Origin of the sequence: Roseobacter sp. OBYS 0001 (assembly GCF_019654895.1) — a bacterium.
In the GTDB taxonomy this organism is placed as follows: Bacteria; Pseudomonadota; Alphaproteobacteria; order Rhodobacterales; family Rhodobacteraceae; genus Roseobacter; species Roseobacter litoralis.
On sequence record NZ_BPES01000002.1, the window covers coordinates 68,830 to 92,979 of the forward strand.

Sequence of the window (24,150 nt, forward strand, 5' to 3'; positions counted from 1 at the left end):
TGGGCAAGACTGGCTCTACATTGATTGGTATTACGTAGAACAGAACCTAGAACCAACCACCGAAAGATCTGTGGATAATCTACAGATCGTGGTTTACGCTATGGGCAGCCCTATATATCGTGCGGCCATACGGAGGATGCACAACTTGGGCATTTGGAACAAAACACATAACATCGCTATTTCAGAAACTTTTGAAGCAGATGGACCCGAACCCTCTGGTGTTTATACAACGGAGCTTGGAGGGCTGTACCTAGCAGACTCAAGATCTGCGTTGGAAAGTAAAACGCTGCAGCCATTGTCGGGGACAGTTCAGCTTGCGTTTACTTCGCCTCCCTTCCCGCTCAATCACAAAAAGAGCTATGGAAACTTACAAGGTGAGGAGTACATCGAGTGGTTTGCGAGCTATGCCGCTCCCCTTCGCGATATGCTGACAGACGACGGTTCAATTGTAATAGAAATCGGCAACGCTTGGATGCCCGGTGAGCCCGTAATGTCTACAGATGTCATAAAGTCGTTTTTGAGTTTCCTAGAAGCAGGCGATCTCCATCTTTGCCAAGAATTTATTTGGTATAATCCAGCTCGGCTGCCATCACCAATAGAATGGGTGAACAAGGAACGAGTTAGAGTAAAAGACGCCTTTACTCGCGTTTGGTGGATGTCGCCGACCACAAGGCCCAAAGCGGATAATCGAAAAGTCCTTCGAGAATACAGTCCCAGTATGAAACGACTTATTGAGACGGGCAAATACAATGCTGGTTCCCGACCGTCCGAACACAACATTGGCAAAGACAGTTTTAAAACGAATAACAGTGGCGCTATTCCTCCCAACGTTGGAGGAACTGAGGCATTCCCATCAATGGACGCCTCCATCACACCAAAGAAATTTGCGGAATACTTAGAGCAAACAACAAATCTTCTAAAAGCTGCGAATACTTTGTCCAGCGATGGATACCATAAGTTCTGCGTTGAACGTGGTGAAAAAGTTCATCCAGCGAGGATGCCAAAAACTCTGGTGGAATTTTTCGTCAATTTTTTAACTGACGAAGGTGATCTCGTATTGGATCCATTCGCGGGTAGCAACACTACTGGCGCGGTAGCGGAAAGACTCAATAGGAAATGGTTGTCCATCGAAGCGGATTGGTCGTATGCGGCGAACTCAATAGGTCGGTTTGATCCAGAAGCAATTATCGATACCCACAGTCAAATACTGATATCAGAAGCTGAAAACGCAGAAGCATTCGGCGCTACTGACGAAGAAATCGATGAAGAAACTTTGGCTGAAAATAGTTCATCGCAGGATCAGCTCCCGTTCCCCTAACTCGGTTTTCGGTATCTACGTAACCGCTCATCTGTGCGAGAGCGGATTATTTCTAGTTCATCGTCGAACTTTTCAATCAACGCGGCATGCAGGCCAATAAGTTTGTCCAAGTCGCTGTCAGTCAGTCTGATACGTCCCACTGTCATTTCTCCAGCGTCGCCACTTTTCTCTACTGCCTCCTTGGCTTGTTTGAGAGCGTTTTCAAGGTCAGCAAACTTATGAGTCAGGGTGTTTGCGTTGCTACGCGCGCTTACATCCCAAAAAGCACTCGCTTCAGTGAACGAAATATTTTGATCTCCTTCGAGGCCTTTGCGCGCGGCATTTGTCGCAAGCAGTCTATCCAAACGATTGAACACTTCTCTTTTTAAGTCCCGTTGGGAGACGGAACTTGTTTGCTGAGCGGAGGTTCCCGCGCGTTCCAAAATAAGCTCACCATCGGAAAGACCTTTCCCCGAAAGAGAATAGCGTTTCTCTCCAATTTTTCTGAGCCAGCCTTTTCCTCGCAGACCTTTGGTTCCCATGATTTGGGTAAAAACCCTATTTGAATCTGGATATTTATCCGTGTATCCGCTCAAGCCAAACGTATCTGGATAAAGTCGCCAAGCGCATACGACTAAATCTTCTGCAGAAAATGACTTGCGTTCTTGACGCAGCTCCAATGCCGCAATCAAAATTTTCTCAGGTACAGTCAATGCTGCGGTCATGCCGCAATCTCTTCGGAGATGTCTATTCCATCAAGGAATTTTGACAAGCTCTCAGAAACACGTTGTTGCCAAGCTGCAGCCTCTTCATCCCAACGTCGGAGCATAGTTTCAAAGGTAAGCTCTTCTCCATGCTCAAAATCTATAGTCAGCATAATCTTGACTAGAGTCTCAATGTACCTTTCGATCATATAAGCTCTCCATTCTGCGCTATTCGACCCTCCGCCGCGGGCAGCATCGAGGTGTCGTCTGGCTAATGGGCTAGCCATATTAATCCACCAGATATTACGCTCAAAATCTATTGGCCTTTGGTGAACTGGTGGTTCCGAAGCGCTGAACTGGGGTATTTCCCCAGAACCAGGGTCAGGTTGAATTTCCGAAAGTAAAATCTGAGGGAAGCCACCACCGCCACTGTCTTCACCTAAGTCTTCGTTTTCTACCACTTGAACGACAGCTTCATGCTCTGCAATGCATTGGTCATCGCCAGCTGATACCGATGATTCACCAAGCGCCAGTCCAAAAACTGATCCGCTTGCACTAACTTCAATTTTGTTTGAATCGCCTTCCGCCCAAATAAGATTTACTCCCTCAAGAACTCTTCCGTCTTGGGTGCTGACTCTTGCATCTATGCTTTTCCGTCGTCCAACACCTACCACGACTTCGAGTGGAGAAAGGTGTATTTCCGCGATGTCCAGCACCTCAAGTTGAAGCTCGTTTGACCTGATTGGAAGCCCCTTGCATTTTAAACTTAAAAATATTGTGCCGGGAGCATGCGTGTTCAAAATATTCAAGTTCTCGTCGAATGTAGCAACAGCATGATCGCTAGAATCCCACTCGAACGGAACGGGCTTGATTCGGTTTTCGTTCATGTCGAAAAACTGGTAACCCGGCTTCAAAGATACACCCTGCCCTGCTCGATGGTGAGTCAAGCTAATCTCGACGCGAGCTGGCGTACCAGATGGAAGCGGATTTGGTTTTGGCTTTGGGCCTGACTGTTCACCACCTTGTCCGCCTAACCCAAACTCGTTTTGCAGGTATTCGTTTTTCCAATGATCGAGCATTTCATTTAGTCTTCGCAGCTCATCCTTTTCTTCTTCCGTGGCTTGCAATCGGTCGATTTTTACAAAATCCGAGGAATACTCATCTATCTGTTCAGAAAGCCATGTCTGGATTGCTGCGATTAACGGCGACGAGGAATGGTGTTTACGATCATTTTGCCGATACTCATCTAGTGAATCGAGAATGAGCTCACCGTAAATATGATAGCTATAAGCTGCCCTGCTGAGTTCACGTACTTCCCAATAGCCAGTAGTTCGGCCGGCGAGAGTACTGCCATGGATGGTATGACGACTTTTCAGGCTATGGGTCATTTGCTTCTTTGAGGTGCGGAGTACGAGCTTGGATCCCTCTACACTTCCAGTATCAAGCATTTCGCCATTCTCATCCGGATTGGGCAACTGTTTCGGCACAGCAATTTCGTGAGGTAGAGGAGCCGCATCCAAAGGTTCAATTTTTGGCAATGACAGTTCGGAGCCGTTATTCAGTGCTTTACCGCTCGAAAACACAAACACACGGTTTTGTTCGATTGCCGCTTTCGCTTGCTGGTGACCCTGCAAGTTTTCCAACCATTGCTTTGCTGGAACTTTTCGATGTTCGTAACCTTTTGCACCGAAACCCATAACAGCGGTAAAACCATCGCTTCTCTTTAAAGCTTCCAGTGCATCATTTGGCAGTGCGGAAATCGAAAGGTCAAACTCTTGAAGTACGTTTTCTAACTCACGCCGAGTGTTCGATACTACATATCCTCGACCCTCTTTGTTATTTGGAAAGTATCCAGATTGTGGGTTGCCGCCGACAAAGCCATATCGATTGCCGCGCCCATCTTTGACGGTGTGAGTTAGAGAATGACTGGTGAAAAGTTGCGTCATGTAGCATTTTCCGCCATTCCCGTGGCCGCCTTCAGTTGCCGTTCCATCGTCTGCAAGTGAAGCATCGGGATCTGCCCAAATTCGAAACTTCGTTTCTATGTCTGCGGTCGTCATTCCGCCAAAGTCTATGCACCCAACGACACTCGGTCGCGTTGGCGTACCGTTTCGGAACAAAAATAGAATAATGCTCTCGTCTTTTGGAAGGTCCAGCCGACGATAAACGTCGGAAGCGTTTTTCAACCATTCCGGCTGACCAGATTCATGCGATCTGAATGCGGCACAAATTATGCCCACCGCACCCTGTTCATGCACTTGAATTTTCAGATCGGGAGTAAAGTCGACCATTTGCATACCTCATCTTTTTGGAGCGCTAAAAAATGTTAGAGCTTGAATTTATTTTCAGGCCTGCCTTTTGGTGACTTGAACTTTGTTTCAACCTCTCCAACCGCGTCGCGAAGCGCTTTTATGACTTTGCGCACCTCCCCCTCTTCCCATGCATAAAGAGAGCGGTTGGATAAGTTACCAATCCGACCGATTGCCTCTAGCGCCTTGTTTGTGCGACCCTCCGCAAGTTCACGGAACTTCTCATGCTTTGCGGCATTTCTTGCAGATGTATTCTCTTCCAATTGAACACTCGCTGTCAGTTTTGAAGATATTTCAGGCTCAGAATCACCTAAACCCCTCTAAAACTAAGAATTCAACGCACTTAGTCAACATATAAGACAGAATATTCATCAATATATTCGATTATTGTCTGTATAAATTGGAGAAATGAGAGAGCATTTTTGTGGATTACGGGAGAATATGCGGATGAATATTTGCAAATTAATAGAGATTTTGTCGCATTTTTTTCAATTTTTTTGCCACATGGCGCCAGTAAGTAACTCAATATAATAGAATTATTGGAACTCACTGAAATGTAAAAAATGTGAAGAGAGAATGATGCCGAGACGACGAGCGGCTTGATCGCCGCTCGTCATTGATTTCAATACCTGCCTACCTCTTCGCAGGCCTTTCAATATATATTTCTTTCAATGCCACTTCCTTGCGTAAACGCATCAGAAGCCGCATCGCCAATTTTTCTGCGAAGAACATGCCATCATGATCATCTTGAAGGACTGCCTTCGCGAGTTGAAGTGCAAGGCGTTTGGTCACTTTCCTACGACACCGCTGAGTAATTTCGTATTCCAGCATGGATTCGAGGTCAGACAATGGAACAAGCATGTTGGCAGAATTGCTCGAGAGTTTTTCTAGTAGACTATTTTTGCTCTCGACCTGAATTCCGTCGCTTAAGTTTAAGGTCTTCACGATATTTTCTCCTTATGAGACTAAATTTCGCCTTGTTGGCGTACTACGGTTGTTTCAAAGGAGACGAAGGTTGTCAGTTGAGCAGGATATAGATTTCCTCAACTCAGATGAGGAAGGCGATGCGTTCATGGCATGGGCGATTATGTCGACCAAATTGGACGGTGCGCCTAAATGGGTGTCTGACTATTTCGCGGCACTCATGGATAAGGTTGACGCTTTCGATCCGCATGATGACTTGGAGATCGCACTAACCAATCAACTTGAAGTACCTGTAATTCGGAAACGAAAACAGAAACGACTTGGAGAAAAGTCGCCTCACGACTACGCCCACATCTTCGATTGGGTCGCCGCATGGCAAATATCCGAAGATGCAAATTTGGAGCAGGCGCTTTGGAAGTACATTGATGTACATGAACTTGATCCCGACCTTTTTGAGACAATCAAGTCAGCTTACCACAAAGTTCGAAAAGCCAGACTGCAGCAACAGTCGTAGACGCGTTGGCGTTTCAGCTAAGGCGCAATCGTTTCGCTGACCACCAAAACCCAGTTAAGGCATTTTTGAACCGGGTCGCTCGTCGATCTCACCGGGCAAACTACACCGTCGATTGCAACGAGCGCGACGAGAGACGCGGGTTTATGACCAATTCTTTAGGGTGCTGACCAGAACCTGACGCGTGCTGAGGTGCGTCGTTGACAGGTAGGCGAGTGCAAGAGCGATGCCACGGTCAGCGTGGTGCCCCTTTCCGCCACCCGCAAGCACAAGGTTGCCCGCAGAGGTCGAGGTCAGTTCGAAAGAGGCAATCTCGTTCAGCAGGTCCTGCTTCCCGTCGAGGTCGCTCGCGACCGTCAGTGCGCCCGTCTCGAGGCCCACGGCCATGTTCTCGATCAGCAGGGATTTGGAACAGGTGATCTTGCGCCCCTCACGCGACAAGGACGCGCCCGCAGTCATCACGACGGCGTTGTGCTCGATGCCCGCGAGGTCGAGGGTGGACGAGAACGGCGCGCCTAGGCCTGACGCGTCAATGGTCAATTGCCAGTTCGGAATCTGTTGCAGGCGATGGACGAGGTAGTCGGCAAGATCGGTGTAGGAGTACAGTTGAACCGTCTCCTGAAAGACGACGGTACGCCGACGTTCGCCAAGCTGCTGCTGAAATCCAGAGCCCGTAAACTCGGGGTAGCATTCATCGCGGATGGCGACGATTGCGGATGGGTCGTTGCGACCAAGATCCATGCCGACGGCATGACGACACCAACCGACCACTTGGCATCCGTGAGATGCAGGGTCGGCGTTCGATGGGAGGACGACTGAACCGTCCTTGCGGAATACTAGGTCAGACACAGTGCGCGGACCTCCTTGTTTGATGCGCCCTCGAGCGTTTCCCAAGACACAAGCGGTGTGCCTGATCCGACGAACTCGCAAAGGTGCTCGCGGCGGAATGTCGCTTCGGGCATTGTCTTGCGGTCGAACTCGACCTGCGCGCGACGGCGCGGCACGTCGATTGACCGCGCCATGATGCGCGTCACCTGCGTCTTACTCACCCAAGTGTCATAGAAGAAACCCTGCCGCAGGTTCGGCGTGGACAGAAGGAAGATGCGACCCGTCTCCTTCCGCATTGGGAAGAACGCGGTCAGCGCGTCGTCGTCGAGGAAGCAGGCCTCGTCTGCGATGATGGTGTCTGCCGTCATACCGCGCGCCTGATCGGTCGCGGGCACAACGATGATCCGTCCGCCGTGGGACGGGTGCGCCTCAAGTTCCGTCTGCGTCTGGCGCACGATGGGCGGGCAAAAGGGATCGGTGTTCTTGAACTCGAGGATGCGGCGGAACAATTCTGTTGACTGACGCAACGACGGCGCGGTCAGGATGACCATCTTGCCTTTCGAAAAGTCGTCATAACCAAGACCTCCCGCAGTGGTCGATTTCCCCGACTGCCTCCCGCATAATGCGAGCACCATTCTGTCCGCCTCGTTTAAACGCGGATTGGTTTGCAGGAGCGTGTTCTGCCATTCGTCAGGCTCCCCGACCGCCAGCTTGAACCGTTCAATGGGATCCAAGCTGACGGTGAGACCCTGCAAATAGGAGAGGAGATGCGGGTCGTGGATCATGCCCAAGGCGCGCCCTTCGGGGTTTCCGTGGGCGTGAGATGGCGGATATCAGGTGCCATGACCCAGTATTCCGCCTTCGTCTTTTCGGATATGTCGGGCACGTGCTGCCACCGGACGTAAACCACCGATGGGGTTAGGTTCTGGCTCGGTGACCAAACGGACAAAACCGAGAACCCTTTCTCGCGCAGGAGCGTGCCCGTCAATTTCAATTCTTGCCATGCCATCAGGGTAATGCCTTTGCTTGGATCACGTTCAGCGCCTGCATCTCCTGCAGGAAGGAACGCTTTGCCTCTGGGTGATGCTCGAGCACGCGCAGGATGATCTCCCGCAGTTGCAGGAATTGAGGACTTTCGTTGAGGTTCAGGTGAACCTCCATCCGCCGGTTCAATTTCCCAGACAGGTCAGCGAGTGCCATCAGGCTTGCGCGCAATTCCTTGAGCGTGCCGAGTTGGATTTGCCGATCCTCGTCGCCCTTGGCGTCTTCGAGCAGTGTTTTGAGTTCCCGCAGAACCCACTTGAGGTCCTTGTCCGTGTCCTCACCGAACGCCTCCAGAACCTCGACGTTGGTCATGGCGTCGCGGAGTTTCGCGTCATGGGCGGCTTGCGCAAGGATCGCGACACGATCCGCCTCGGTGACAGTGGACATGTAGCGGGCGACTGAGGTGTTGGAAAACCCGATGCTGTTCGCGGCGGCGTTCATGGTCATGCGACCCAGAACAATATCCCGCGCGATCTGGTCGAGTTTTTCTTGCGGGAGATCTTTCATCTCCCGCTGCTTCTTCCGCACCTTCTTCGGTTTCGGTTCCTGAAACTTGCCAGGTATCAACTGGCGTTTCCTAACCACGGTCAACGACCAGTTCGACGCCTTCCTTCTGGGCCCGTTCACGCGCCGCACGATACTTGCGCACGTCGCGGGCGTCTTCCTTGCTCAGAGTGATGGCTTTCGGCGTGTCGTCATTCGAGATGCCTTGGTCATTGTTCAGGCGTTCGCGGATTTGCTTCTGCGCGATGGCGCTGAGTTGTTCCGCCTCCTGCTTGTCCTTCATGCCTTTGAGGGTGCCCAGCAGTTCGTCGTTCTTGGCTTTGATGCCCTGAATCTGCTCCTCCACGGACTCCACGATCTGAGGCATGATCGCCTCCGCGAGTTTCGGTGCAAGAGCCTTGATCATGGCGGCGGCTTGGTCGTCGTTGGTATCGGACATTTGGTCCTCCTTTGGAAAAGTGAAACGGCGGAGCTCGCGCCCCGCCGTCTTGTTTTTTCCAAACGAAGATCTCGGGCCTCACCCAAACCGTACAAACATATTCGGACCTACCCGCATGCTGCCGCAAGCGCGCTTTTAGGTGCTGCTTGGACAAATTTCTTATCCACCTCAATCACTTCGCCGCGCTCAACCAATTTCCGAATGGCGGTGTGGATAGCATCATTGCCTGCCACCCCTTCAAGCTCCCAAAGGATTTCGCGCAGGCGTTTTGGTTTGGTCAGGAGCGGCATGATACGGTTTGGCAGGTCGTTCAGGAGTTGTTGGCGGTGCGACATTCTGACTGTGCGCCGAAGGGTGCGGCGAACAGGTGCAGGACGGTCAGACGTGCCTTGCAACTGCAACTCGCGATATACCTCCCGCGATATGCGCAGGTTCTCGAGTGCGCGCGAGTGATAGGTGCGGCGCGCTTCTGTATTCTTCAAGGTGTCCAGCATGGTGTCGTCGTCCGTCAGAAACGCGATTGCACGCTTGCGGACGTTATCGGGGTTGATGTCCGCCGCTATGCACCAGAATTCGCGCGCCTGCGCCCACGATCCCGAGCGGGCGGTGAGAAACAGGATTGCGTCCCGGCGTTCGGTTGCTTTGAGGCCCATCGAATCCGACGCCTTGCTGACCGTCAGTGACAGGTCGAGGAAGGTGTTGCGGATCACGGCACAGGCGAGGGCAGTCGTCGGGTCAGCCGCCATGCCTACGCTCCCGTGAAGGGCAGTACCAATCCTTGTCCTGCCTCGTCTTCTTCGATCATGTCTTTCTCGTCGTCGAGCGAACGTGCCACGTCCATCAGTTCTCCTTTCTTCAGGTTCATCAGGAAGGTGTCGTGCGAGATCGCGCCTGACTGCCATGCCTTGAGCAGCGCCGTGAGAACAGCAGGATCCATCTGCGCCGTGATGAAGTCGCGATTGATCTGGACAGATACCTGATCTGCCGTGTTCGGTTGCGTCCATTCGGCGGCGATACGCAGGAGGCGCACAATACCCGCCTCGACCATGTTCACGGACGAGTGCAGGAGGGACAATTCAGAACGGTGGCGCAATTTCGCCGTGTCGCTCGTCTCGTTCCGCCCCTTGCCGTCGTAAACCATGCGCGCGCCCAGTGTCGCCATCTGCGCCACCTTGTCGTCCATCGCCTCTTTCTGCGCCGCAATGCCCGCGCCCGTAAACTCGAGCATGCCTGCCGTCGCGCCCTCAGGAAGAATCCAGAATGCGCCCGCGCCGATCATCTCAGGTTTGTTCTCGGCGTTGACATTGCCCGCGATCCAAGGCGTCGGTTGCGACGTGCGGTAAAGGGCGTGCTCATAATCCGCCGACCCGCGCCAGTGGGCGAGGTTGACGTTGACGAGATCAAGAAAAGGTGGCTTCTCCACGTCGATCTTGAGGTTGTAGGCGGAAATGATCACCGCCGGAATATCGAAGAGAGGTGAGCCGTTGACAGTCGGGATAATGTCTTGGCCCACCTGCTCTTCTGTGACCTGAGACCTGCCGTCTCCCGTTGGACGCCGTGTCACGTGGACGCGACGGACGGTGTAGGCAGGTTCCAGAGTCAACACTAGGTGCTGTTCCACACCGGAATCGTCGAGGTCCTCGTTGTCCTCGTACAGACGCAGCATGGTCAGCTTGTTCTTGCCGTCGTGTAACTCCTCGCGCCAATCCAGAATTGCTTCTGCGTTGAAGGGCGAGATGTGCGGCACGGCGAGTGAATTCTCAGGTTGACTTGGGAAGTCGAGCAGGAGGGCGTACCGCCCGATGCTCAGGACTTCGCGCAAGCTGTCCTCAATCAGTGTCTCCAAGGTGTTGCCGTCGAAGGTCGCGACGTTGCGCATAGATTCGATGCGGCGAGGCAGTTCGACAATCGGGCGGTTGCGCGTTGCCGCGCCCACCATCCCGCGCAGCGTGCGCTCGGCGACGGCGTAGAACGCCGCACCTTTGACATAGTCAGAATAGGCCTTCTGCGACATGCCTTCCGGCCGACGCAGATAGAGTTCACCCTGCTTCTTGAGACGGTCCTCGCCTTCGATCACGTCCCGAATCTTGTTGTACTCAGCAAGACGGGTGTCATAGGTGCGGTGTTGAATCTTCATCGGTTACGCCCTCAGTTGGGCGACCACATCCGTGATGTGCTGCCAAGGGATGGTCATCTGCCCGCCGTCGTTGTGCAGGACGACGCCAAAGCTGACCGTGTCGATCCGATACGTGCCGCGCTTGGCACCTTCGTGATCAACAGAAAGGCACGCTTCAAGATCATCGGCGAGTGTTGGGCCTTTGGGATAGCTCGCGCCTTTGACAATCAGGGGAGCGCTTGTACTCAGGGTTTTCGCGACGAGGGTCGCGCTTGTGCCATCAACGGTGGCGGTAAGTGAGGTGTAAGGTACCACTGTGGGTCCTCCTTCGGTTTGAACATCGGGAGGCGCTTTTGACAGGAGAGGAGACTCCTTGAGAACGACACCTCCCGACAAGGGCCTGTTCTCGAGAACGAATGTAGAACAGGGCGGGATGGCGGTGACACCGAAGTTTGAGGTGGAACGTCACATTTCGAAGGTGCGCAAAAGCGCGTCATAGAACGCGGTTGCGACGTGTCGGGGGTGAGTAGTCGGAAAATGTCGAGACACCGGCGTGTCACCGAGCACATTTAGGCTCTGGCGGCGTTGCAGGGGTTTTCATGCGTAGTGTTTCCACGGCGGGCGGGGAAAACGTGGTTTTTGATGCTTCTATTTCTGCGTGGGGTGGGGTCCCACGTGTCTCAGAAAGGGGGTGGTCGGGGGTGATCCTGCGGTTTACAAGGATATTTCACACACTGACGGCATGCTAACGCATTGATTGCTCAGTGTATTTGTGCCTAGACGTACTGATATTTAGTCAGTTTCCCCGGTGGAAATACCAGAATAGGCGCGCTTCTGCGCTTCGTGTGGCTCGAACCAGAACACTCGCGTTGCATACGCGTGCGCGCAATTACGCGTGCGCGTGCGCGCGTCCTCAAAAACATCGAAAACTGAACGATCTCTGTTCCGACACTGCACCAGTACTGCACACAAACAACCGCTAACCTATTGTTCTCAATCAATGTGCTGCACATACTGCGCATACTGCATCACTTTCTTCAAATCTTTCACTGCTGCAACAACAGTGCTGGATCACACCACTGTTGTCGTTTTACGCGCACATACGCACGCACGCACGTAGTTGCCGCATGTAGCACGCAGTATCTGCATCCGTGCCCATGGCATCTGCGATCTTGGTCGCAAACCCACCCACCTGTCCCGTATATTCAACACATCAACCCAACAACCCATGGAGGCCCGACCATGATACAACACTACCGCGAACGCCTTGCCCGCGCAGGCGCACTGCATTCCCCAACCTTGTGCTCTCAATGGCTGCACGACCGCGTTGACCGCGCGACACGTCGCACAGTCATGCTTTCCCTCTTTCCTGAACAGGTGCGCGAGGTCGCCTAGGCCCGCCGCCTCAACGTGCGACGAAAGGCGAGGCGGGCACGATTGATCTCCCGTTGTTCATCAAGTACCGCCTCGTCGTCGATCCAATCCAAAACAACCTCAAACTGATCCGCGACCTGTTCCCGCGTGCGACCAGAGTCACTTTCCCGCAGGACCATGTCGATCCACTCCTCCCGCTGCGCCAAGAACTCTTCCCGCGTCTCTTGCTCTTTGATCAATCCTGTCTCGAAGAACAACCGCTCGGCATCTGTCAGATCGCGCCACTCTGTCGGCGCGCGCCCCGAGAAATTCACTTCCCGCATTTTGACGAACTTCTGCACGTCCTCGATCTGATACCGTTGACCGTCCCAGTAGTAGCGGACGTTGTGCATGAACTCGAAGTGCAGCGTCCTAACAGATTCGACGCCTTCCTTCTGGTAGCGTTTGAAGAACTCATGCTCATCCGTCTTCGGGCTGATACGCTCCACCTCGACCCCGTCGAACTCGTCGCCGTTCCAAGGTTCCACAGGTTCTGAGATGTGATCTGTCTCGGGCACGACGCGCGGACGTGCATAAGTCAACCGCGCACCCTCAACATCAGGAAGCGTCAAGGTGGCATCTGCGAGCGCAAGCGCAAGACCTATCTCCTCGCCTGTGCATCCGTGCAGTCCTGGGTTGCCTGCGCGACGTTTGATCTTCCTGACCGATTTCTCCGAGCGGTCTGCTTCTTCAAGCGAGTATGCAAGCTGCCACCCGTGCCCGTAGTCCGCCCATACCTGATACTCAGGGTTCATGTCCGCCTCGAGCGCACGCACAAGACGGCGATCCTCCTTGAACTGATCACATGCCGCGCGCAGGCGTTCCCGCCACGTGTCGAAGCGCTCTTGCACAAGCTCGCGCTCGTCACCTACCAAAGGATGGGCCTTCGCACGTTCGAACCGCGCCCACGACATGGCAGGCGACAAGGTTTTGAACCACCAGTTGAGCGGCGCGTAGTTGGTCAGGTCGTCCACGTCCTCGGGCGGCTTGCACCATTCCCACGGGTCGTCGCGCATCTCCTCAAACAGGACGTCCATGGCAGCGGCGACAGGTTCGACAACAGGATTGGACGTGAGTGCGCGCGACACGGTGCTCTTGTGGATGGGACCCGTGATGCCGTCGAGGCGTTCCCAGTTTTCCAAGAACCACGTCTCGACGCGGCGATTCTGTTTCAAGGTGAAGCGGCGCACGGCTTCTGCGTCGTCAAAGACGCGTTGCGAATGTTTCTCACCCATTGCGATGCTCCTCCAACCAAGCGACCACGTCGTCGCGCAGATACCTGACGCACCGACTTGTAGGTTTTGAATATGGCGGTCCCATGGCGTCTTTGCGCCAATGCAGGAGCGTGTCCTCGGTGACGCCGATCACCTCGGCGCACTCGGATGGGGTCATGATAAGGGGTGGTTCAGAGCGGCGCATATCGCGACGCAGTTCTGCAATGGCAGATAGAATGTCGGTCATCTTTAGGTCCTCGTTGGAAGGCCCATGACCGCGACGCTACCTGCTCCATCTGCGTCTGCGGCCTACGCGCTCAGTCAGGTCACAACGCACTGAGGGGTAGGCGGATATCTTGAGATTAAGCACACTCGCGTTTCAATGCAACGACAGACAAAGGTGCTGCCTCGATCTGCCGCCACAAGGCATTCGCGATTGCGTCTGCCGCCGCCCTTTGGGCCTCATGCGACGGCTTGCCGTAATGCCCGAGCATATTCAGGTCACCTGCCGTCAACGTCTGTTGCGCAAGCCAGCGCAAGACATGCGTCGGCGCGTGTTCGCGTCCGGCGGACATCCAGTAATGCCGAACGTCTCCCGCGCGCGTGACCACGTCCTCACCAATCGCGTCCACCTGACCAATGTGCCCGCGCACGTCCCCAATGATACGCCGCGACGGGAACACCCAGTTGCAGTCGTCCATCTTGATCTCGTGCAACTCCTTGAACAGCGCGACGACACGATCCGACAAGACGATCTCACGGTCGTAGGTGTGCTTTGAGCGCGAGAAGGTCACGACGCCAAGCTCCAAATCAATGTCGTCCCATGACAACGCCCGAGACGTCTCCTGCCGAAACCCTGCAAGCGTCGTGACCATCCACCATAGACGGATGTGGTCGTTCTTCACCTGTTCGATCTCTGCCCAGCGCGCAGACAGTGGAACGGTCATGTCGAGTTTGCCTGTCTCAACCCGCGACCGTGTCACTGTGTTGTCGAGCGTGGACGGGATAGGCAAGGCGAGCGCGCAGAACTTGTTGACGAACCGCACAACCGCACCTGCAACCGTCGATGCCATGCGGGCGGAATGCGGCACGCGCAACTGCAAGGCATTCAGGTGTTGGTTGATCTCGAGGATCGGCAGTTCGTCCACATGCACGTGCGCCCACGCGCCGAGTTCGCGGTTGAACGTGTGACGGTAGTCCTTTGCCGTCTTCTCAACCATCGGCTTCTTGCCAGATGCCCGCGCGCCCATGCGGTGTTCAATGTACTGGTCGAACGCCTCACCGAATGTTGGGATGCCAAGCTTCTGCTTTTCTGCTGCCCGCTCGTTGCGCGTGATCGCGTGCCCCTCAACGATCTGCAAAGTCGTCGCGCCCACCTGCTTCTTCGCCCAAGCGCAGTGCGTGCCTGTGTTCGCCCACTGTCCGAGTTTGATCGCGCGCGTCTTCTGTTTCGTCGGGTCCCACTTGTTGACCCACCACGTCTTCGTGCCTGTCTTGGTCACGCATAGGCGCAGGCCCCTGACGGTCGAATCTGTGAACCAAGTCGTCTTGTCCGTGGTGATTTTCGCGACCGCGCGGTCGTTGAATGTAATCTGTGGCATCCCATGCACTCCTTGTAACGTCAAAATTTTACAAGGTTCATGTTATGTTCTAACCGTACTCAAACCCAACCACAGATTTGAGAAGCATCTGAAAAACAATGGATTTTTCGTTGCAAAACACCGGTTTGACTGGTGTTTCAGTGGTGAGCCGTGCAGGGTTCGAACCTGCGACCCACTGATTAAAAGTCAGTTGCTCTACCAACTGAGCTAACGGCCCACTAAGCGGTGTACTTAGAAAGGTGGGGCGAGCGGGTCAAGCCCTTAAATCAGTGTTTTCCAAAGGTTCCACTGGATAGTTCGGACGCATCGGCTTATATCGCCGCAATGTACCAGAAAGACGATAGCGGTTTGCCCTTCATGAAGATGCACGGGCTGGGGAACGACTTTGTCGTTTTGGATGCGCGTGTACGGTCGATCGGAGTTACGCCGCTGTTTGCGCAAGCTCTGGCCAACCGACATACCGGCGTTGGATTTGACCAACTTGCCTTGATAACAAACACAAAAACCGGGGTGCACCTCGCGTTCTTCAATGCGGATGGCTCTGTTTCGTTGGCCTGTGGGAATGCGACGCGCTGCATTGCCGATTATATCATGGCGCAGACTGGGGCTTCGGATGTTACCTTATCCACGGACCGGGGCGTGCTGGCCGCGTGCCGTGCGGCAAATGGTCAGACCTCGGTCAATATGGGTGCGCCACAGCTTGATTGGACCGAGGTGCCTCTTGCGCGCGAGATGGACACGCTTGAGCTCCCGATAGAGGGTGGACCCACTGCGACTGGTATGGGCAATCCGCATTGTACCTTCTTTGTGGATGACGCCATGCAGATAGACGTTGCAAAGCTTGGTGCCCAATTCGAACACCATGAACTGTTCCCACAGCGGACAAATGTACAGTTTGCCTCGATTACAGGGCCTGACCAGATACGCATGCGGGTTTGGGAACGTGGTGTGGGGATAACGCTGGCGTCGGGGTCTTCCAGTTGCGCCGTGGCGGTTGCGGCAGCCCGGCGCGGGTTGACGGGGCGCAAGGTTCAGATTGATCTGGATGGCGGTCGCTTGGAGATTGACTGGCGCGACGATGGCGTTTGGATGACCGGCCCGACGCAGCATGTGTTTTCCGGTACGCTTACGCCGTCTTATCTGGCCAACCTTGCATGAGCGCCCCAAAGTTCACGACCTTGGGCTGCCGTTTGAATGCCTATGAAACCGAAGCGATGAAAAAGCTCGCCGCGCAGTCGGGACTTTCGGATGCTGTGGTTGTCAACACCTGTGCGGTAACCGGCGAAGCGGTGCGAAAAGCGCGCAGCACAATACGTAAACTGCGCCGGGAAAACCCGTCCGCACGCCTTATCGTGACCGGCTGCGCCGCTCAGACGGAGCCGCAGACGTTTGCGGCGATGCCCGAAGTCGATGCTGTCATTGGTAACACGGAAAAGATGCAGGGCGACACATGGAACGCGCTGGCCGCGGATTTCATAGGCGAAAGTGAAGCGGTGCAGGTCGATGACATCATGTCTGTGACCGAGACGGCAGGTCATCTTATTGACGGGTTTGGCACCCGCAGCCGTGCGTATGTTCAGGTGCAAAACGGATGCGACCATCGCTGCACATTTTGCATCATCCCTTATGGCCGAGGCAACTCGCGTTCGGTAGCTGCCGGTGTTGTAATCGATCAGATCAAACGTCTGGTGGACAAAGGCTTCAACGAAGTCGTCCTGACGGGCGTGGATCTGACAAGTTGGGGGGCAGATCTACCGGCTGCGCCAAAACTTGGTGATCTGGTGATGCGCATCCTCAGGCTTGTACCGGACTTACCGCGTCTGCGGATCAGCTCAATTGACAGTATCGAAGTTGACGAAAACCTGATGCGGGCCATTGCCACCGAACCGCGGTTGATGCCACATTTGCACCTGTCATTGCAGCACGGTGATGACATGATCCTGAAACGGATGAAACGGCGGCATTTGCGGGATGACGCCATCCGTTTCGCACAGGATGCGCGGCGGTTGCGTCCGGATATGACTTTTGGCGCTGATATCATTGCGGGTTTCCCGACCGAAACTGACGCGATGTTCGAAAACTCTCTGGCATTGGTACAGGAATGCGACCTGACCTGGCTGCATGTTTTTCCCTACTCCGCACGCCCCGGTACGCCCGCCGCACGGATGCCAGCGGTGCATGGTCAGATCATCAAGGAACGTGCGTCGCAGTTGCGTGCTGCCGGTGATGCGCAAGTGCAACGACATCTCTTCGCTCAGGTGGGTAAAACGCACAGCGTTCTAATGGAAAGCCCCCTGATGGGTCGTACCGAACAGTTCACCGAGGTTCAGGTGTCGACACCTCAAAGCGAAGGTACGATTGTCTCGCTGCGCATTGAAGGGACCGTCGGCGCCGCATTGCAGGCGTAGCGGAAAAATTCAAATCTCAGGCGAAAACCCCGTGACAAAATAGCGTATTGGCCATTAACCTTCACGCTACCTGAGGGAGATTTTTGATGACAAAACACATCCAGTGGATTCTGGAAATGAATGTGCGCGATGACGACATAGATGCGGTCGAGCAACTCGTCGATGAAATAGTCAGCGCCACAAAGGCGAATGAACCGGGTGCATTGATTTACGAATACTATCTTTCGGAAGATAGAAGTCGGTGTTCTGTTGTTGAGCGATATGCGGATTGCGCTGCGGTCATGGTTCATCTGAAGAATTTCGAGGATCATTTTGCGGAAAGGTTTTTTGCTTTATTTGAGCCCAGCCTCTTTCGTGTGTATGGTCCAGCCAACGAAGATGTCAGAAATGCTCTTGGCAGCCTTGGCGCGACCTTTGATATCGGCGTCGGCGGTTTCATACGATAAAACAGAACGTGTGTTTTGCGTAATCTAGACGGCTATAAAACAGTGTGACTGGTACAAGTTTCTTTCACTTGAAAACACAGAAATCGGGGATTGGAGTACAATGGACAGTTCGGAGTTGCCAAAAACAGGATTTTTGGCGCATGCCTCGCAGAACTTGTCCGATCTGTTGAACTCAGTCGCGACGGAAGTTGATTTAAGCGAAGGCGAGGTGCTTTTTGAGCAAGGCGATACCGGTGATGCGCTTTATGCGATCGTCTCGGGCAGCCTTGAGTTCAGCATCATATCACGGGAAGGGCGCAAACTGTCATTGGATGTTATGCGCCCCGGCGCGCTTTTCGGTGAGATTGCGCTATTTGATCCCGGCACGCGCACAGCCACAGTGACGGCGCTTGAGCCCTGCCGCGTACGTGGCGTTAAGAACGCCGATATTCTTGCAGCCATTCGCAAGTCGCCAGAGCTGGGGATTGACCTTATACAGCTGGCGGGTGAGCGGCTGCGTTGGATGAGCAGCCAGTTGAACGAGCAGGTGTTCCTTCCCATGCCAGCACGGCTTGCGCGTAAAATATTGTACCTTACGATAGACGGATCGGACGATCTCGGGCTTTTGAATTTGTCCCAAGCCGAACTGGCAGAGTTCGTCGGTGCGACCAGAGAAGCAGTTTCCAAAACGCTCTCTCTTTGGAAGCGAGCGGGGGTCATTGACGCCACGCGGGGCGGCGTAAGAGTTATCGACCGCAACGCCCTGCAGATCATGGCGGACCTGCATCACATTTGATGCATCCATGTGATTAGGGTCACAGACTGCGCCTGGCGTTTATACCATATTGAAAGCTGGCAGGGATATTTTCACCTGCGGCAAGTGTCCCCGACGTGGGCCTATATTTCAAAGGAGCCAGATTATGGAACGCGATCCTGAAAATTCATTTGTGAAGCACAATACACCGCAAAAACCCTCGCCTGTCAAAGCCATGATTACGTGGCTGATAGAGACTGATCGTGAGGTGCGCGCAACTCAGTCGATCGTGAACGAGACGCAAGACAAACACCAAAAATAATTGAGGGGAAAAATGCGGTGGGTTTCCCTTTTACAAAACTAATTCAGCCTTGTGTGAACAAGATCACAGAACTCGAATCAGATGTTAGGTATTTGTTAGGTATTGAAGTGACCGGTAAAAAGTAGAAAGCCTCGCAACAGGTGTTTCAAAGGTAACAAGGGAAATTATTTCACGGTCCAGAGGGGGAATCTGGTTGGTTTTTTGAGTGGCCTAAGGCCAGCGAAACTGACGAATTTTGGATACCCCTCTGATTTTTACTCTCCCCAGGGTCTGTTATTAGCCTTTTTATAGGTGCAGACAGACAACCCCCCAAGCCGCTCGTGCTCGGGGGGTTGTTTCTTTTCAGGAATGGAAAGCGTTTATCAGGCTGACTTCTTGCCTTTAACAGGCGCCCAGATCCGTTTGTTTGTCAGGTACAACAGTACTGACAGGATCGTCAGGAAAAGTACGCCGACAAAACCGGCCTGTTTGCGTGCCATCATTTTAGGTTCAGCGGTCCACATCAGAAACGCGGAGACGTCTTCTGAAAGATGATGCAGGTCATTTGCATGGCCGTCCGCAAATTCGACAAGCTCGTCATCCAGTGGCGGCGCCATTGAGATCCAGCCGCCGGGGAAGGCCGTGTTCTCATACAATACGATGCCTGCTTCTTCTTTCTCTTCGCCTGTATAGCCTGTCAGGAGCGAAGCGATGTACTCAGGACCACCAATACCCTTGAAGAACTGGTTGATCCCCAAGCCATAAGGCCCGTGGAAACCCGCACGCGCTTTGGCCATCAGGCTCAAGTCAGGCGCATTCTCCAAACCGGATTCCGGAAAGTGATCTGCCGGCTTAGCAGGACGGAAATCTTCGATTTCCTCATCGTAGACTTCGAAGTTCTCAGCATAGGCCCGGACCTGATCTTCTGGCATCGCTGGGCCACCCTCTTCGGACAGCGAGCGGATCGCAACGAACTTCAATCCATGGCATGCGGCACAGACTTCAGTATAAACCTGAAGGCCCCGCTGCAGCTGGTTTTGATCGAAAGTTCCGAAAGGCCCTTCGAACGAAAAGTCGAAGTCTTCGATATGCGTGTCATAGGCGCCAGCCGCCAGACCCGCCGTGGCAAACCCAAAGGTCGCCACAGCACTCAGTATAAGTCTTCTGAACATTTTCTTTTGTTCCTTTACTCGGCCGGTGTTGCCAGCGGTTGCGATCCACCATTTGCGGCAGCTTTTTGGGCGGCGACGTCGGCTTCGATGGTTTCTGGCCGTGCCAGCGGCTTTTCGATCACACCCAGCAACGGCAGGATGATCAGGAAATACGCGAACCAGTAGGCGGACCCAATCAAGGCAATGACCGGGTAGATACCTTCGGCAGGCATTGCGCCAACCCACATCAGCACAAAGAAGTTCACGACGAACACCCAGAACCACCACTTCAGCATGGGACGGTAGCGTGCGGAGCGAACAGATGATGTGTCCAGCCAAGGGGCCAGCGCCATCACGACGATCGCACCGAACATCGCAAGCACACCGAAGAACTTGGCATCGACGATACCACCGGTGATGAAGGATGCCAGTTGCACTGCCCAGACAGTATCATCGAACGCACGCAAAATGGCGTAGAACGGCAGGAAGTACCATTCGGGCACGATGTGTGCAGGCGTCGCAAGCGCGTTGGCTTCAATGTAGTTGTCCGGGTGGCCAAGGTAGTTTGGCATAAAGCCTACGATTGCGAAGTACACCGCAAGGATAACCGCCAGCGCAAAGAGGTCCTTCATGACGAAGTAGGGCCAGAATGGCAGCGTGTCTTTTTCTGCTTCTTCCTTGGACGTCCGACGCACTTCCACGCCTGTCGGGTTGTTGTTGCCCGTGGTGTGGAAGGCCCAAATGTGCACCACAACCAGCCCCAGAATAACGAAGGGCAGCAGATAGTGCAGAGAGAAGAAGCGGTTCAAGGTCGCATTGTCCACCGCTGGTCCACCCAGCAGCCAAGTCTGCAGCGCTTCACCAACGAAAGGAACCGCGCCGAACAGGCCGGTGATAACGGTCGCACCCCAGAAGGACATCTGACCCCATGGCAGAACGTAGCCCATAAAGGCCGTGCCCATCATAAGCACGTAAATCAGCATGCCGATGATCCACGTAATCTCGCGTGGTGCCTTGTAAGAGCCGTAATATAGCCCGCGCAGGATGTGCGCATAGACCGCGACAAAGAAGAGCGACGCGCCGTTTTGGTGCATGTATCGCAGCATATAGCCGCCATTCACGTTGCGCATGATGTGCTCAACCGATGCGAAGGCGTGGTCCACATGCGGCGTGTAGTGCATTGCGAGGACGATGCCCGTGACGATCTGCAAAACCAGTACGAATGTGAGGACGATACCCCAAATCCACATCCAGTTCAGGTTCTTCGGTGTCGGGATCATTAGTGTGTCGTACATCAAGCCAACAATCGGCAGGCGCTTGGCGAGACTTTTCTCCCAGGCTGCCTTTGGCTCGTAGTGATCGTGAGGAATTCCACCCATTCGTTTTCTCCCTTACCCGAGTTGGATCGTGGTATCATCCACGAATACTGCTGTTGGTACCGGCAGGTTTGTTGGTGCTGGACCTTTGCGAATGCGGCCGGAGGTGTCGTAGTGTGAACCATGGCAGGGGCAGAACCACCCGTCATAATCACCCGCATCGCCGAGCGGTACGCAGCCGAAGTGCGTGCAAACGCCCATCATCACTAGCCACTCGCCGCTTTCATCCAGTGAACGGTTCTCATCGGATGCATCCGCATCAGGGGCGATGTTGGCGTTTTCAGCCAATTGGTCCGGCAAATCGGCAAGATCAACGGCGCGTGCGGCGTCGATTTCCTCTTGGGTCCGGCGACGGACGAATACGGGCTTGCCCAACCATTTCACGGTCAACTGCGTGCCGGGCTCGATCCCGCTCACGTCAACGCGGATGGATGACAAGGCCAAAACGTCGGCTGTCGGGTTCATTTGATTGACCAAAGGCCAAATTGCGGCCCCAGCGGTTACTGCACCGGCTCCTGCCGTGGCGTAGTAAAGGAAATCCCGCCGGGTGCCTTCGTGGTCTTCTGCATGCGACACAGGTTTACTCCTCTTAGGGGCCGGTTATACGGCCAATAGCGATTTGGCCGCGTAGAACACGACATTTGCTTGTTGGGCTATGTAGCGCCGTGGTTTGGTTCAGTCCAGTGACCTTAAACGCGCAAACCGTCGCAGTCCCCTAATGTTTTTGACAAAAACACGGATTCGGGCTGTTTTTTTAAACGGTTGGGAAAGGTTCATGCCGCTGGCGGGTGAGTCGCACGCATTGAGGGGCGCGAATCAAAACCCGCGTGCCATTTCGCCAACGCTTCGTTTCCCTCTCGCCAGTTGCGCGCATCATGTCGGAAATCGAGGTAGGACAAGGCACAAGCCACCGAAATATGCCCCATCGTCAATGGCCCTGACAAATGGCTGATCCAACGTGTGTTCAGGGCAAAAAGCGTGCGCTCGATTTTTGCCCACTGCGCGTCGATCCACGCTTGCGAGACCCGTTCGGCATCCCGCAGGCGCAATTCGTAAACCATGGATACACCTGAATCCATGATACCGTCCCCTGTCGCTTCCAAGGTCAGTGTTTCCCAGCGCGACGAGTTCTGCGGATAAAACGTGCCGTTGAACAAATCATTGAGATAGGCCGTAATCACGCGGCTGTCATAGAGGGTAATGCCGTCGTCGCGTTCAAGGGCAGGCAAACGCGCCAGCGGATTGGCCGTCTTGAGCGCCTCATCCGACGCAAGCGCTGTCGTCGTGACCGTTTTCAGCGTCACAGCATCGGTCTGACCAAGCTCATGCAACAAAACGGTGACTTTGCGCACAAAGGGTGACGCTGGCGAATGGTAGAGTTTCATCGGATGGCCCTCACTATATATATAACGATGGTATCAGAGCCGCTAGCTCTGTCCATCCACCGCGCGCATCAGTGCCGACAACAGTTTCAACTCGGTGCCCTGACCATAGGCGTCAACATGATCGGCAGCACTCTGTCGTACTTCGGGCGCTTTGTTCTGATTAAGCTTCCAAGTTCCCTCAACCGACGTCAGAACCATCCGGCAGGGCACAATCGCGCGCATCATGCGTGTCATCACGCCATCCGACATCTTATCTGTCGTCCATGGTTGTTTGGGGACAAGTCGATCCTCGAAATGCGCCGATTGCCGATCCAGAATGCCGTGCAACTCGTCCTGCGGGCGCAACTCAAGCTCTCCGATGAGATGTACAGCCACGTAATTCCATGTGGGCACCTGATCGATCACACCATACCAATCGGGCGAAATGTAACTGTCGGGGCCAGACACCGCGATTCTGGCCGCGCGGTTTTCTGTCAGCGCGCGCACAATCGGGTTGGAGCGTACAAGATGCAGCCAGACCGTTTTGCCGTCGTCATCCACAAGAAACGGGATATGAGACAAAAGCGGGCCATTTTCACCATTCACCGCAAGCACGCCGAAGCCTCGTTCGCGCGCGAAGGCAAGGTTTTCGATCTCTTGTCGCGTGTGAAAAGCCGGGTTCGGGTGCATCGTTTTGCCTTTGTAGTGTGTCGTATTTGGTCTTGCAGATTTTTGAAACTATTGGCAACCTTGGCGTATTCTCAGGGCGGGGCGAAATTCCCCACCGGCGGTATGTGGGGCCTGACCTTACGAGCCCGCGAGCGGCCTTTCCCGAACTGAAAGGTGTCAGCAGATCTGGTGAGATGCCAGAGCCGACGGTCATAGTCCGGATGAAAGAGAATGCGACCGCAAGAAGGCACGCCTGTGCCTTTTCGCGGACGTGATCGCCTTGGGTGGACGTGTCGACCGCAAAAAAGGAGATCACTATGACACACACCCGTTTCGCCTTTGTCAAAGCACAATGGCATGCCGATATTGTCGACCGGGCCTTGGATGGCTTTACCGAGATAATTCCCGCAGCACAGGTCGATGTTTTCGACGTGCCCGGCGCTTTTGAAATGCCTTTGTTGGCACGTGATCTGGCAGCCACCGGGCGATATGATGCCGTCGTCTGCGCCGCATTTGTCGTGGATGGGGGTATATACAGACATGATTTCGTGGCCCAGTCGGTCGTAGATGGCCTCATGCGCGCGGGTCTGGATACGGGTGTGCCGGTGTTATCCGTATCCCTGACACCGCATCATTATCAGGAAACCGATCATCACAACGAAATTTATCGCGGTCATTTCGTGACCAAGGGGCGCGAAGCGGCGCAGGCGGCCTTGGGTATCTTTAAAACCCGCCAGTTGGTCAGCGCGCGCAGCGCCGCATGAGGCGTCTGACGAAATACCGGGAACATCACATATC

29 protein-coding genes, 1 tRNA gene and 1 riboswitch are annotated in these 24,150 nt (G+C 54.2%); of the genes, 9 read left to right on the forward strand and 21 right to left on the reverse strand.

Going from position 1 to position 24,150, the window contains the following annotated elements:
- The first annotated feature begins 145 nt into the window (after positions 1–145).
- On the forward strand, positions 146–1,318 hold the full coding sequence (locus K5Q35_RS05805) for a site-specific DNA-methyltransferase (protein ID WP_220798830.1): 1,173 nt from the start codon (positions 146–148) through the stop codon (positions 1,316–1,318).
- On the opposite strand, the gene K5Q35_RS05810 is transcribed toward K5Q35_RS05805, so the two are convergent.
- The 4 genes from K5Q35_RS05810 to K5Q35_RS05825 all read right to left on the reverse strand — a co-directional run bounded on the left by K5Q35_RS05810 (position 1,315) and on the right by K5Q35_RS05825 (position 5,255).
- Positions 1,315–2,022, reverse strand: a complete 708-nt coding sequence (locus tag K5Q35_RS05810; protein WP_220798831.1) for a hypothetical protein — start codon at positions 2,020–2,022, stop codon at positions 1,315–1,317. The genes K5Q35_RS05805 and K5Q35_RS05810 overlap by 4 nt on opposite strands.
- Positions 2,019–4,298, reverse strand: a complete 2,280-nt coding sequence (locus K5Q35_RS05815) for a hypothetical protein (RefSeq protein ID WP_220798832.1) — start codon at positions 4,296–4,298, stop codon at positions 2,019–2,021. Before K5Q35_RS05815 ends, K5Q35_RS05810 begins: the two co-directional genes overlap by 4 nt.
- Positions 4,299–4,327: 29 nt before the next feature.
- On the reverse strand, positions 4,328–4,573 hold the full coding sequence (locus tag K5Q35_RS05820; protein ID WP_220798833.1) for a hypothetical protein: 246 nt from the start codon (positions 4,571–4,573) through the stop codon (positions 4,328–4,330).
- Between the two features lie 370 nt (positions 4,574–4,943).
- Positions 4,944–5,255, reverse strand: coding sequence for a hypothetical protein (locus K5Q35_RS05825; protein WP_220798834.1), 312 nt, complete (start codon positions 5,253–5,255; stop codon positions 4,944–4,946).
- A 70-nt stretch (positions 5,256–5,325) separates the two neighbouring features.
- Between K5Q35_RS05825 and K5Q35_RS05830 the strand changes: the two genes are divergently transcribed.
- Positions 5,326–5,748 (forward strand): hypothetical protein, encoded by a 423-nt coding sequence (locus tag K5Q35_RS05830; protein WP_220798835.1) that lies wholly within the window; start codon positions 5,326–5,328, stop codon positions 5,746–5,748.
- Positions 5,749–5,889: 141 nt separating this feature from the next.
- Here the strand turns inward: K5Q35_RS05830 and K5Q35_RS05835 are convergent, their stop codons facing one another.
- From K5Q35_RS05835 to K5Q35_RS05870, 8 genes are all read right to left on the reverse strand, one after another.
- Positions 5,890–6,594, reverse strand: coding sequence for a hypothetical protein (locus tag K5Q35_RS05835; protein ID WP_220798836.1), 705 nt, complete (start codon positions 6,592–6,594; stop codon positions 5,890–5,892).
- The gene (locus K5Q35_RS05840; RefSeq protein ID WP_220798837.1) at positions 6,582–7,358 is read right to left on the reverse strand and encodes a terminase large subunit domain-containing protein; all 777 of its coding nucleotides are present in this window, start codon (positions 7,356–7,358) and stop codon (positions 6,582–6,584) included. Before K5Q35_RS05840 ends, K5Q35_RS05835 begins: the two co-directional genes overlap by 13 nt.
- The gene (locus tag K5Q35_RS05845; RefSeq protein ID WP_220798838.1) at positions 7,355–7,582 is read right to left on the reverse strand and encodes a hypothetical protein; all 228 of its coding nucleotides are present in this window, start codon (positions 7,580–7,582) and stop codon (positions 7,355–7,357) included. The genes K5Q35_RS05840 and K5Q35_RS05845 overlap by 4 nt, the downstream gene beginning before the upstream one ends.
- A complete protein-coding gene (locus tag K5Q35_RS05850; RefSeq protein ID WP_220798839.1) occupies positions 7,582–8,124 on the reverse strand; it encodes a hypothetical protein in 543 nt (180 codons plus the stop codon). Before K5Q35_RS05850 ends, K5Q35_RS05845 begins: the two co-directional genes overlap by 1 nt.
- Before the next feature lie 70 nt (positions 8,125–8,194).
- Entirely contained in the window at positions 8,195–8,560 is a 366-nt protein-coding gene (locus tag K5Q35_RS05855) for a hypothetical protein (RefSeq protein WP_220798840.1), read from the reverse strand.
- Between the two features lie 107 nt (positions 8,561–8,667).
- Entirely contained in the window at positions 8,668–9,306 is a 639-nt protein-coding gene (locus tag K5Q35_RS05860) for a hypothetical protein (RefSeq protein WP_220798841.1), read from the reverse strand.
- A 2-nt stretch (positions 9,307–9,308) separates the two neighbouring features.
- Positions 9,309–10,697 (reverse strand): DUF4055 domain-containing protein, encoded by a 1,389-nt coding sequence (locus K5Q35_RS05865; RefSeq protein WP_220798842.1) that lies wholly within the window; start codon positions 10,695–10,697, stop codon positions 9,309–9,311.
- A 3-nt stretch (positions 10,698–10,700) separates the two neighbouring features.
- A complete protein-coding gene (locus tag K5Q35_RS05870) occupies positions 10,701–10,991 on the reverse strand; it encodes a hypothetical protein (protein WP_220798843.1) in 291 nt (96 codons plus the stop codon).
- Between the two features lie 927 nt (positions 10,992–11,918).
- Between K5Q35_RS05870 and K5Q35_RS05875 the strand changes: the two genes are divergently transcribed.
- The gene (locus K5Q35_RS05875) at positions 11,919–12,071 is read left to right on the forward strand and encodes a hypothetical protein (RefSeq protein WP_220798844.1); all 153 of its coding nucleotides are present in this window, start codon (positions 11,919–11,921) and stop codon (positions 12,069–12,071) included.
- Here the strand turns inward: K5Q35_RS05875 and K5Q35_RS05880 are convergent.
- The 4 genes from K5Q35_RS05880 to K5Q35_RS05895 all read right to left on the reverse strand — a co-directional run bounded on the left by K5Q35_RS05880 (position 12,068) and on the right by K5Q35_RS05895 (position 15,121).
- The gene (locus K5Q35_RS05880) at positions 12,068–13,324 is read right to left on the reverse strand and encodes a hypothetical protein (protein WP_220798845.1); all 1,257 of its coding nucleotides are present in this window, start codon (positions 13,322–13,324) and stop codon (positions 12,068–12,070) included. The genes K5Q35_RS05875 and K5Q35_RS05880 overlap by 4 nt on opposite strands.
- The gene (locus K5Q35_RS05885; protein WP_220798846.1) at positions 13,317–13,550 is read right to left on the reverse strand and encodes an AlpA family transcriptional regulator; all 234 of its coding nucleotides are present in this window, start codon (positions 13,548–13,550) and stop codon (positions 13,317–13,319) included. Before K5Q35_RS05885 ends, K5Q35_RS05880 begins: the two co-directional genes overlap by 8 nt.
- A 115-nt stretch (positions 13,551–13,665) precedes the next feature.
- A complete protein-coding gene (locus K5Q35_RS05890; protein WP_220798847.1) occupies positions 13,666–14,904 on the reverse strand; it encodes an integrase family protein in 1,239 nt (412 codons plus the stop codon).
- A 141-nt stretch (positions 14,905–15,045) separates the two neighbouring features.
- Positions 15,046–15,121, reverse strand: a tRNA-Lys gene (locus tag K5Q35_RS05895).
- Positions 15,122–15,228: 107 nt separating this feature from the next.
- On the opposite strand from K5Q35_RS05895, the gene dapF reads away from it, so the two are divergent.
- From dapF to K5Q35_RS05920, 5 genes are all read left to right on the forward strand, one after another.
- A complete protein-coding gene (gene dapF, locus K5Q35_RS05900) occupies positions 15,229–16,062 on the forward strand; it encodes a diaminopimelate epimerase (RefSeq protein ID WP_220798848.1) in 834 nt (277 codons plus the stop codon).
- The gene (mtaB, locus tag K5Q35_RS05905; protein WP_220798849.1) at positions 16,059–17,312 is read left to right on the forward strand and encodes a tRNA (N(6)-L-threonylcarbamoyladenosine(37)-C(2))-methylthiotransferase MtaB; all 1,254 of its coding nucleotides are present in this window, start codon (positions 16,059–16,061) and stop codon (positions 17,310–17,312) included. The genes dapF and mtaB overlap by 4 nt, the downstream gene beginning before the upstream one ends.
- An 86-nt stretch (positions 17,313–17,398) precedes the next feature.
- Positions 17,399–17,758 (forward strand): putative quinol monooxygenase, encoded by a 360-nt coding sequence (locus K5Q35_RS05910; protein ID WP_220798850.1) that lies wholly within the window; start codon positions 17,399–17,401, stop codon positions 17,756–17,758.
- Between the two features lie 100 nt (positions 17,759–17,858).
- Positions 17,859–18,533, forward strand: a complete 675-nt coding sequence (locus K5Q35_RS05915) for a Crp/Fnr family transcriptional regulator (protein WP_013963814.1) — start codon at positions 17,859–17,861, stop codon at positions 18,531–18,533.
- A 124-nt stretch (positions 18,534–18,657) separates the two neighbouring features.
- Positions 18,658–18,813: a hypothetical protein gene (locus K5Q35_RS05920; RefSeq protein WP_220798851.1), complete on the forward strand. Its 156-nt coding sequence runs from the start codon at positions 18,658–18,660 to the stop codon at positions 18,811–18,813.
- 362 nt (positions 18,814–19,175) lie between these two features.
- Here the strand turns inward: K5Q35_RS05920 and K5Q35_RS05925 are convergent, their stop codons facing one another.
- The 5 genes from K5Q35_RS05925 to K5Q35_RS05945 form a co-directional block, all read right to left on the reverse strand.
- Positions 19,176–19,964: a cytochrome c1 gene (locus K5Q35_RS05925; protein ID WP_220798852.1), complete on the reverse strand. Its 789-nt coding sequence runs from the start codon at positions 19,962–19,964 to the stop codon at positions 19,176–19,178.
- A 14-nt stretch (positions 19,965–19,978) separates the two neighbouring features.
- Complete coding sequence (locus tag K5Q35_RS05930) at positions 19,979–21,322, reverse strand: cytochrome b N-terminal domain-containing protein (protein WP_013963817.1); 1,344 nt, start codon at positions 21,320–21,322, stop codon at positions 19,979–19,981.
- 12 nt (positions 21,323–21,334) lie between these two features.
- On the reverse strand, positions 21,335–21,895 hold the full coding sequence (petA, locus tag K5Q35_RS05935; protein WP_013963818.1) for a ubiquinol-cytochrome c reductase iron-sulfur subunit: 561 nt from the start codon (positions 21,893–21,895) through the stop codon (positions 21,335–21,337).
- Between the two features lie 197 nt (positions 21,896–22,092).
- Positions 22,093–22,704, reverse strand: a complete 612-nt coding sequence (locus K5Q35_RS05940) for a glutathione S-transferase (protein WP_220798853.1) — start codon at positions 22,702–22,704, stop codon at positions 22,093–22,095.
- 42 nt (positions 22,705–22,746) lie between these two features.
- Positions 22,747–23,373: an FMN-binding negative transcriptional regulator gene (locus K5Q35_RS05945; RefSeq protein ID WP_220798854.1), complete on the reverse strand. Its 627-nt coding sequence runs from the start codon at positions 23,371–23,373 to the stop codon at positions 22,747–22,749.
- A 63-nt stretch (positions 23,374–23,436) separates the two neighbouring features.
- Positions 23,437–23,589: riboswitch (FMN riboswitch) on the forward strand.
- A 74-nt stretch (positions 23,590–23,663) separates the two neighbouring features.
- Here K5Q35_RS05945 and K5Q35_RS05950 point away from each other — a divergent pair.
- The gene (locus tag K5Q35_RS05950) at positions 23,664–24,116 is read left to right on the forward strand and encodes a 6,7-dimethyl-8-ribityllumazine synthase (RefSeq protein ID WP_259650491.1); all 453 of its coding nucleotides are present in this window, start codon (positions 23,664–23,666) and stop codon (positions 24,114–24,116) included.
- Positions 24,117–24,150 lie beyond the last annotated feature (34 nt).

Bases quoted from the DNA above. Each gene is read 5' to 3' on its own strand.
- K5Q35_RS05925 (WP_220798852.1), bottom strand. From the start codon at position 19,964: ATGTTCAGAAGACTTATACTGAGTGCTGTGGCGACCTTTGGGTTTGCC.
- K5Q35_RS05915 (WP_013963814.1), top strand. From the start codon at position 17,859: ATGGACAGTTCGGAGTTGCCAAAAACAGGATTTTTGGCGCATGCCTCG.
- K5Q35_RS05885 (WP_220798846.1), bottom strand. From the start codon at position 13,550: ATGACCGACATTCTATCTGCCATTGCAGAACTGCGTCGCGATATGCGC.
- dapF (WP_220798848.1), top strand. From the start codon at position 15,229: ATGTACCAGAAAGACGATAGCGGTTTGCCCTTCATGAAGATGCACGGG.
- K5Q35_RS05810 (WP_220798831.1), bottom strand. From the start codon at position 2,022: ATGACCGCAGCATTGACTGTACCTGAGAAAATTTTGATTGCGGCATTG.
- K5Q35_RS05815 (WP_220798832.1), bottom strand. From the start codon at position 4,298: ATGCAAATGGTCGACTTTACTCCCGATCTGAAAATTCAAGTGCATGAA.
- K5Q35_RS05890 (WP_220798847.1), bottom strand. From the start codon at position 14,904: ATGCCACAGATTACATTCAACGACCGCGCGGTCGCGAAAATCACCACG.
- K5Q35_RS05865 (WP_220798842.1), bottom strand. From the start codon at position 10,697: ATGAAGATTCAACACCGCACCTATGACACCCGTCTTGCTGAGTACAAC.
- K5Q35_RS05910 (WP_220798850.1), top strand. From the start codon at position 17,399: ATGACAAAACACATCCAGTGGATTCTGGAAATGAATGTGCGCGATGAC.
- K5Q35_RS05930 (WP_013963817.1), bottom strand. From the start codon at position 21,322: ATGGGTGGAATTCCTCACGATCACTACGAGCCAAAGGCAGCCTGGGAG.
- K5Q35_RS05845 (WP_220798838.1), bottom strand. From the start codon at position 7,582: ATGGCATGGCAAGAATTGAAATTGACGGGCACGCTCCTGCGCGAGAAA.
- mtaB (WP_220798849.1), top strand. From the start codon at position 16,059: ATGAGCGCCCCAAAGTTCACGACCTTGGGCTGCCGTTTGAATGCCTAT.
- K5Q35_RS05940 (WP_220798853.1), bottom strand. From the start codon at position 22,704: ATGAAACTCTACCATTCGCCAGCGTCACCCTTTGTGCGCAAAGTCACC.
- K5Q35_RS05875 (WP_220798844.1), top strand. From the start codon at position 11,919: ATGATACAACACTACCGCGAACGCCTTGCCCGCGCAGGCGCACTGCAT.
- K5Q35_RS05880 (WP_220798845.1), bottom strand. From the start codon at position 13,324: ATGGGTGAGAAACATTCGCAACGCGTCTTTGACGACGCAGAAGCCGTG.
- K5Q35_RS05840 (WP_220798837.1), bottom strand. From the start codon at position 7,358: ATGATCCACGACCCGCATCTCCTCTCCTATTTGCAGGGTCTCACCGTC.
- K5Q35_RS05860 (WP_220798841.1), bottom strand. From the start codon at position 9,306: ATGGCGGCTGACCCGACGACTGCCCTCGCCTGTGCCGTGATCCGCAAC.
- K5Q35_RS05945 (WP_220798854.1), bottom strand. From the start codon at position 23,373: ATGCACCCGAACCCGGCTTTTCACACGCGACAAGAGATCGAAAACCTT.
- K5Q35_RS05920 (WP_220798851.1), top strand. From the start codon at position 18,658: ATGGAACGCGATCCTGAAAATTCATTTGTGAAGCACAATACACCGCAA.
- K5Q35_RS05850 (WP_220798839.1), bottom strand. From the start codon at position 8,124: ATGAAAGATCTCCCGCAAGAAAAACTCGACCAGATCGCGCGGGATATT.
- K5Q35_RS05855 (WP_220798840.1), bottom strand. From the start codon at position 8,560: ATGTCCGATACCAACGACGACCAAGCCGCCGCCATGATCAAGGCTCTT.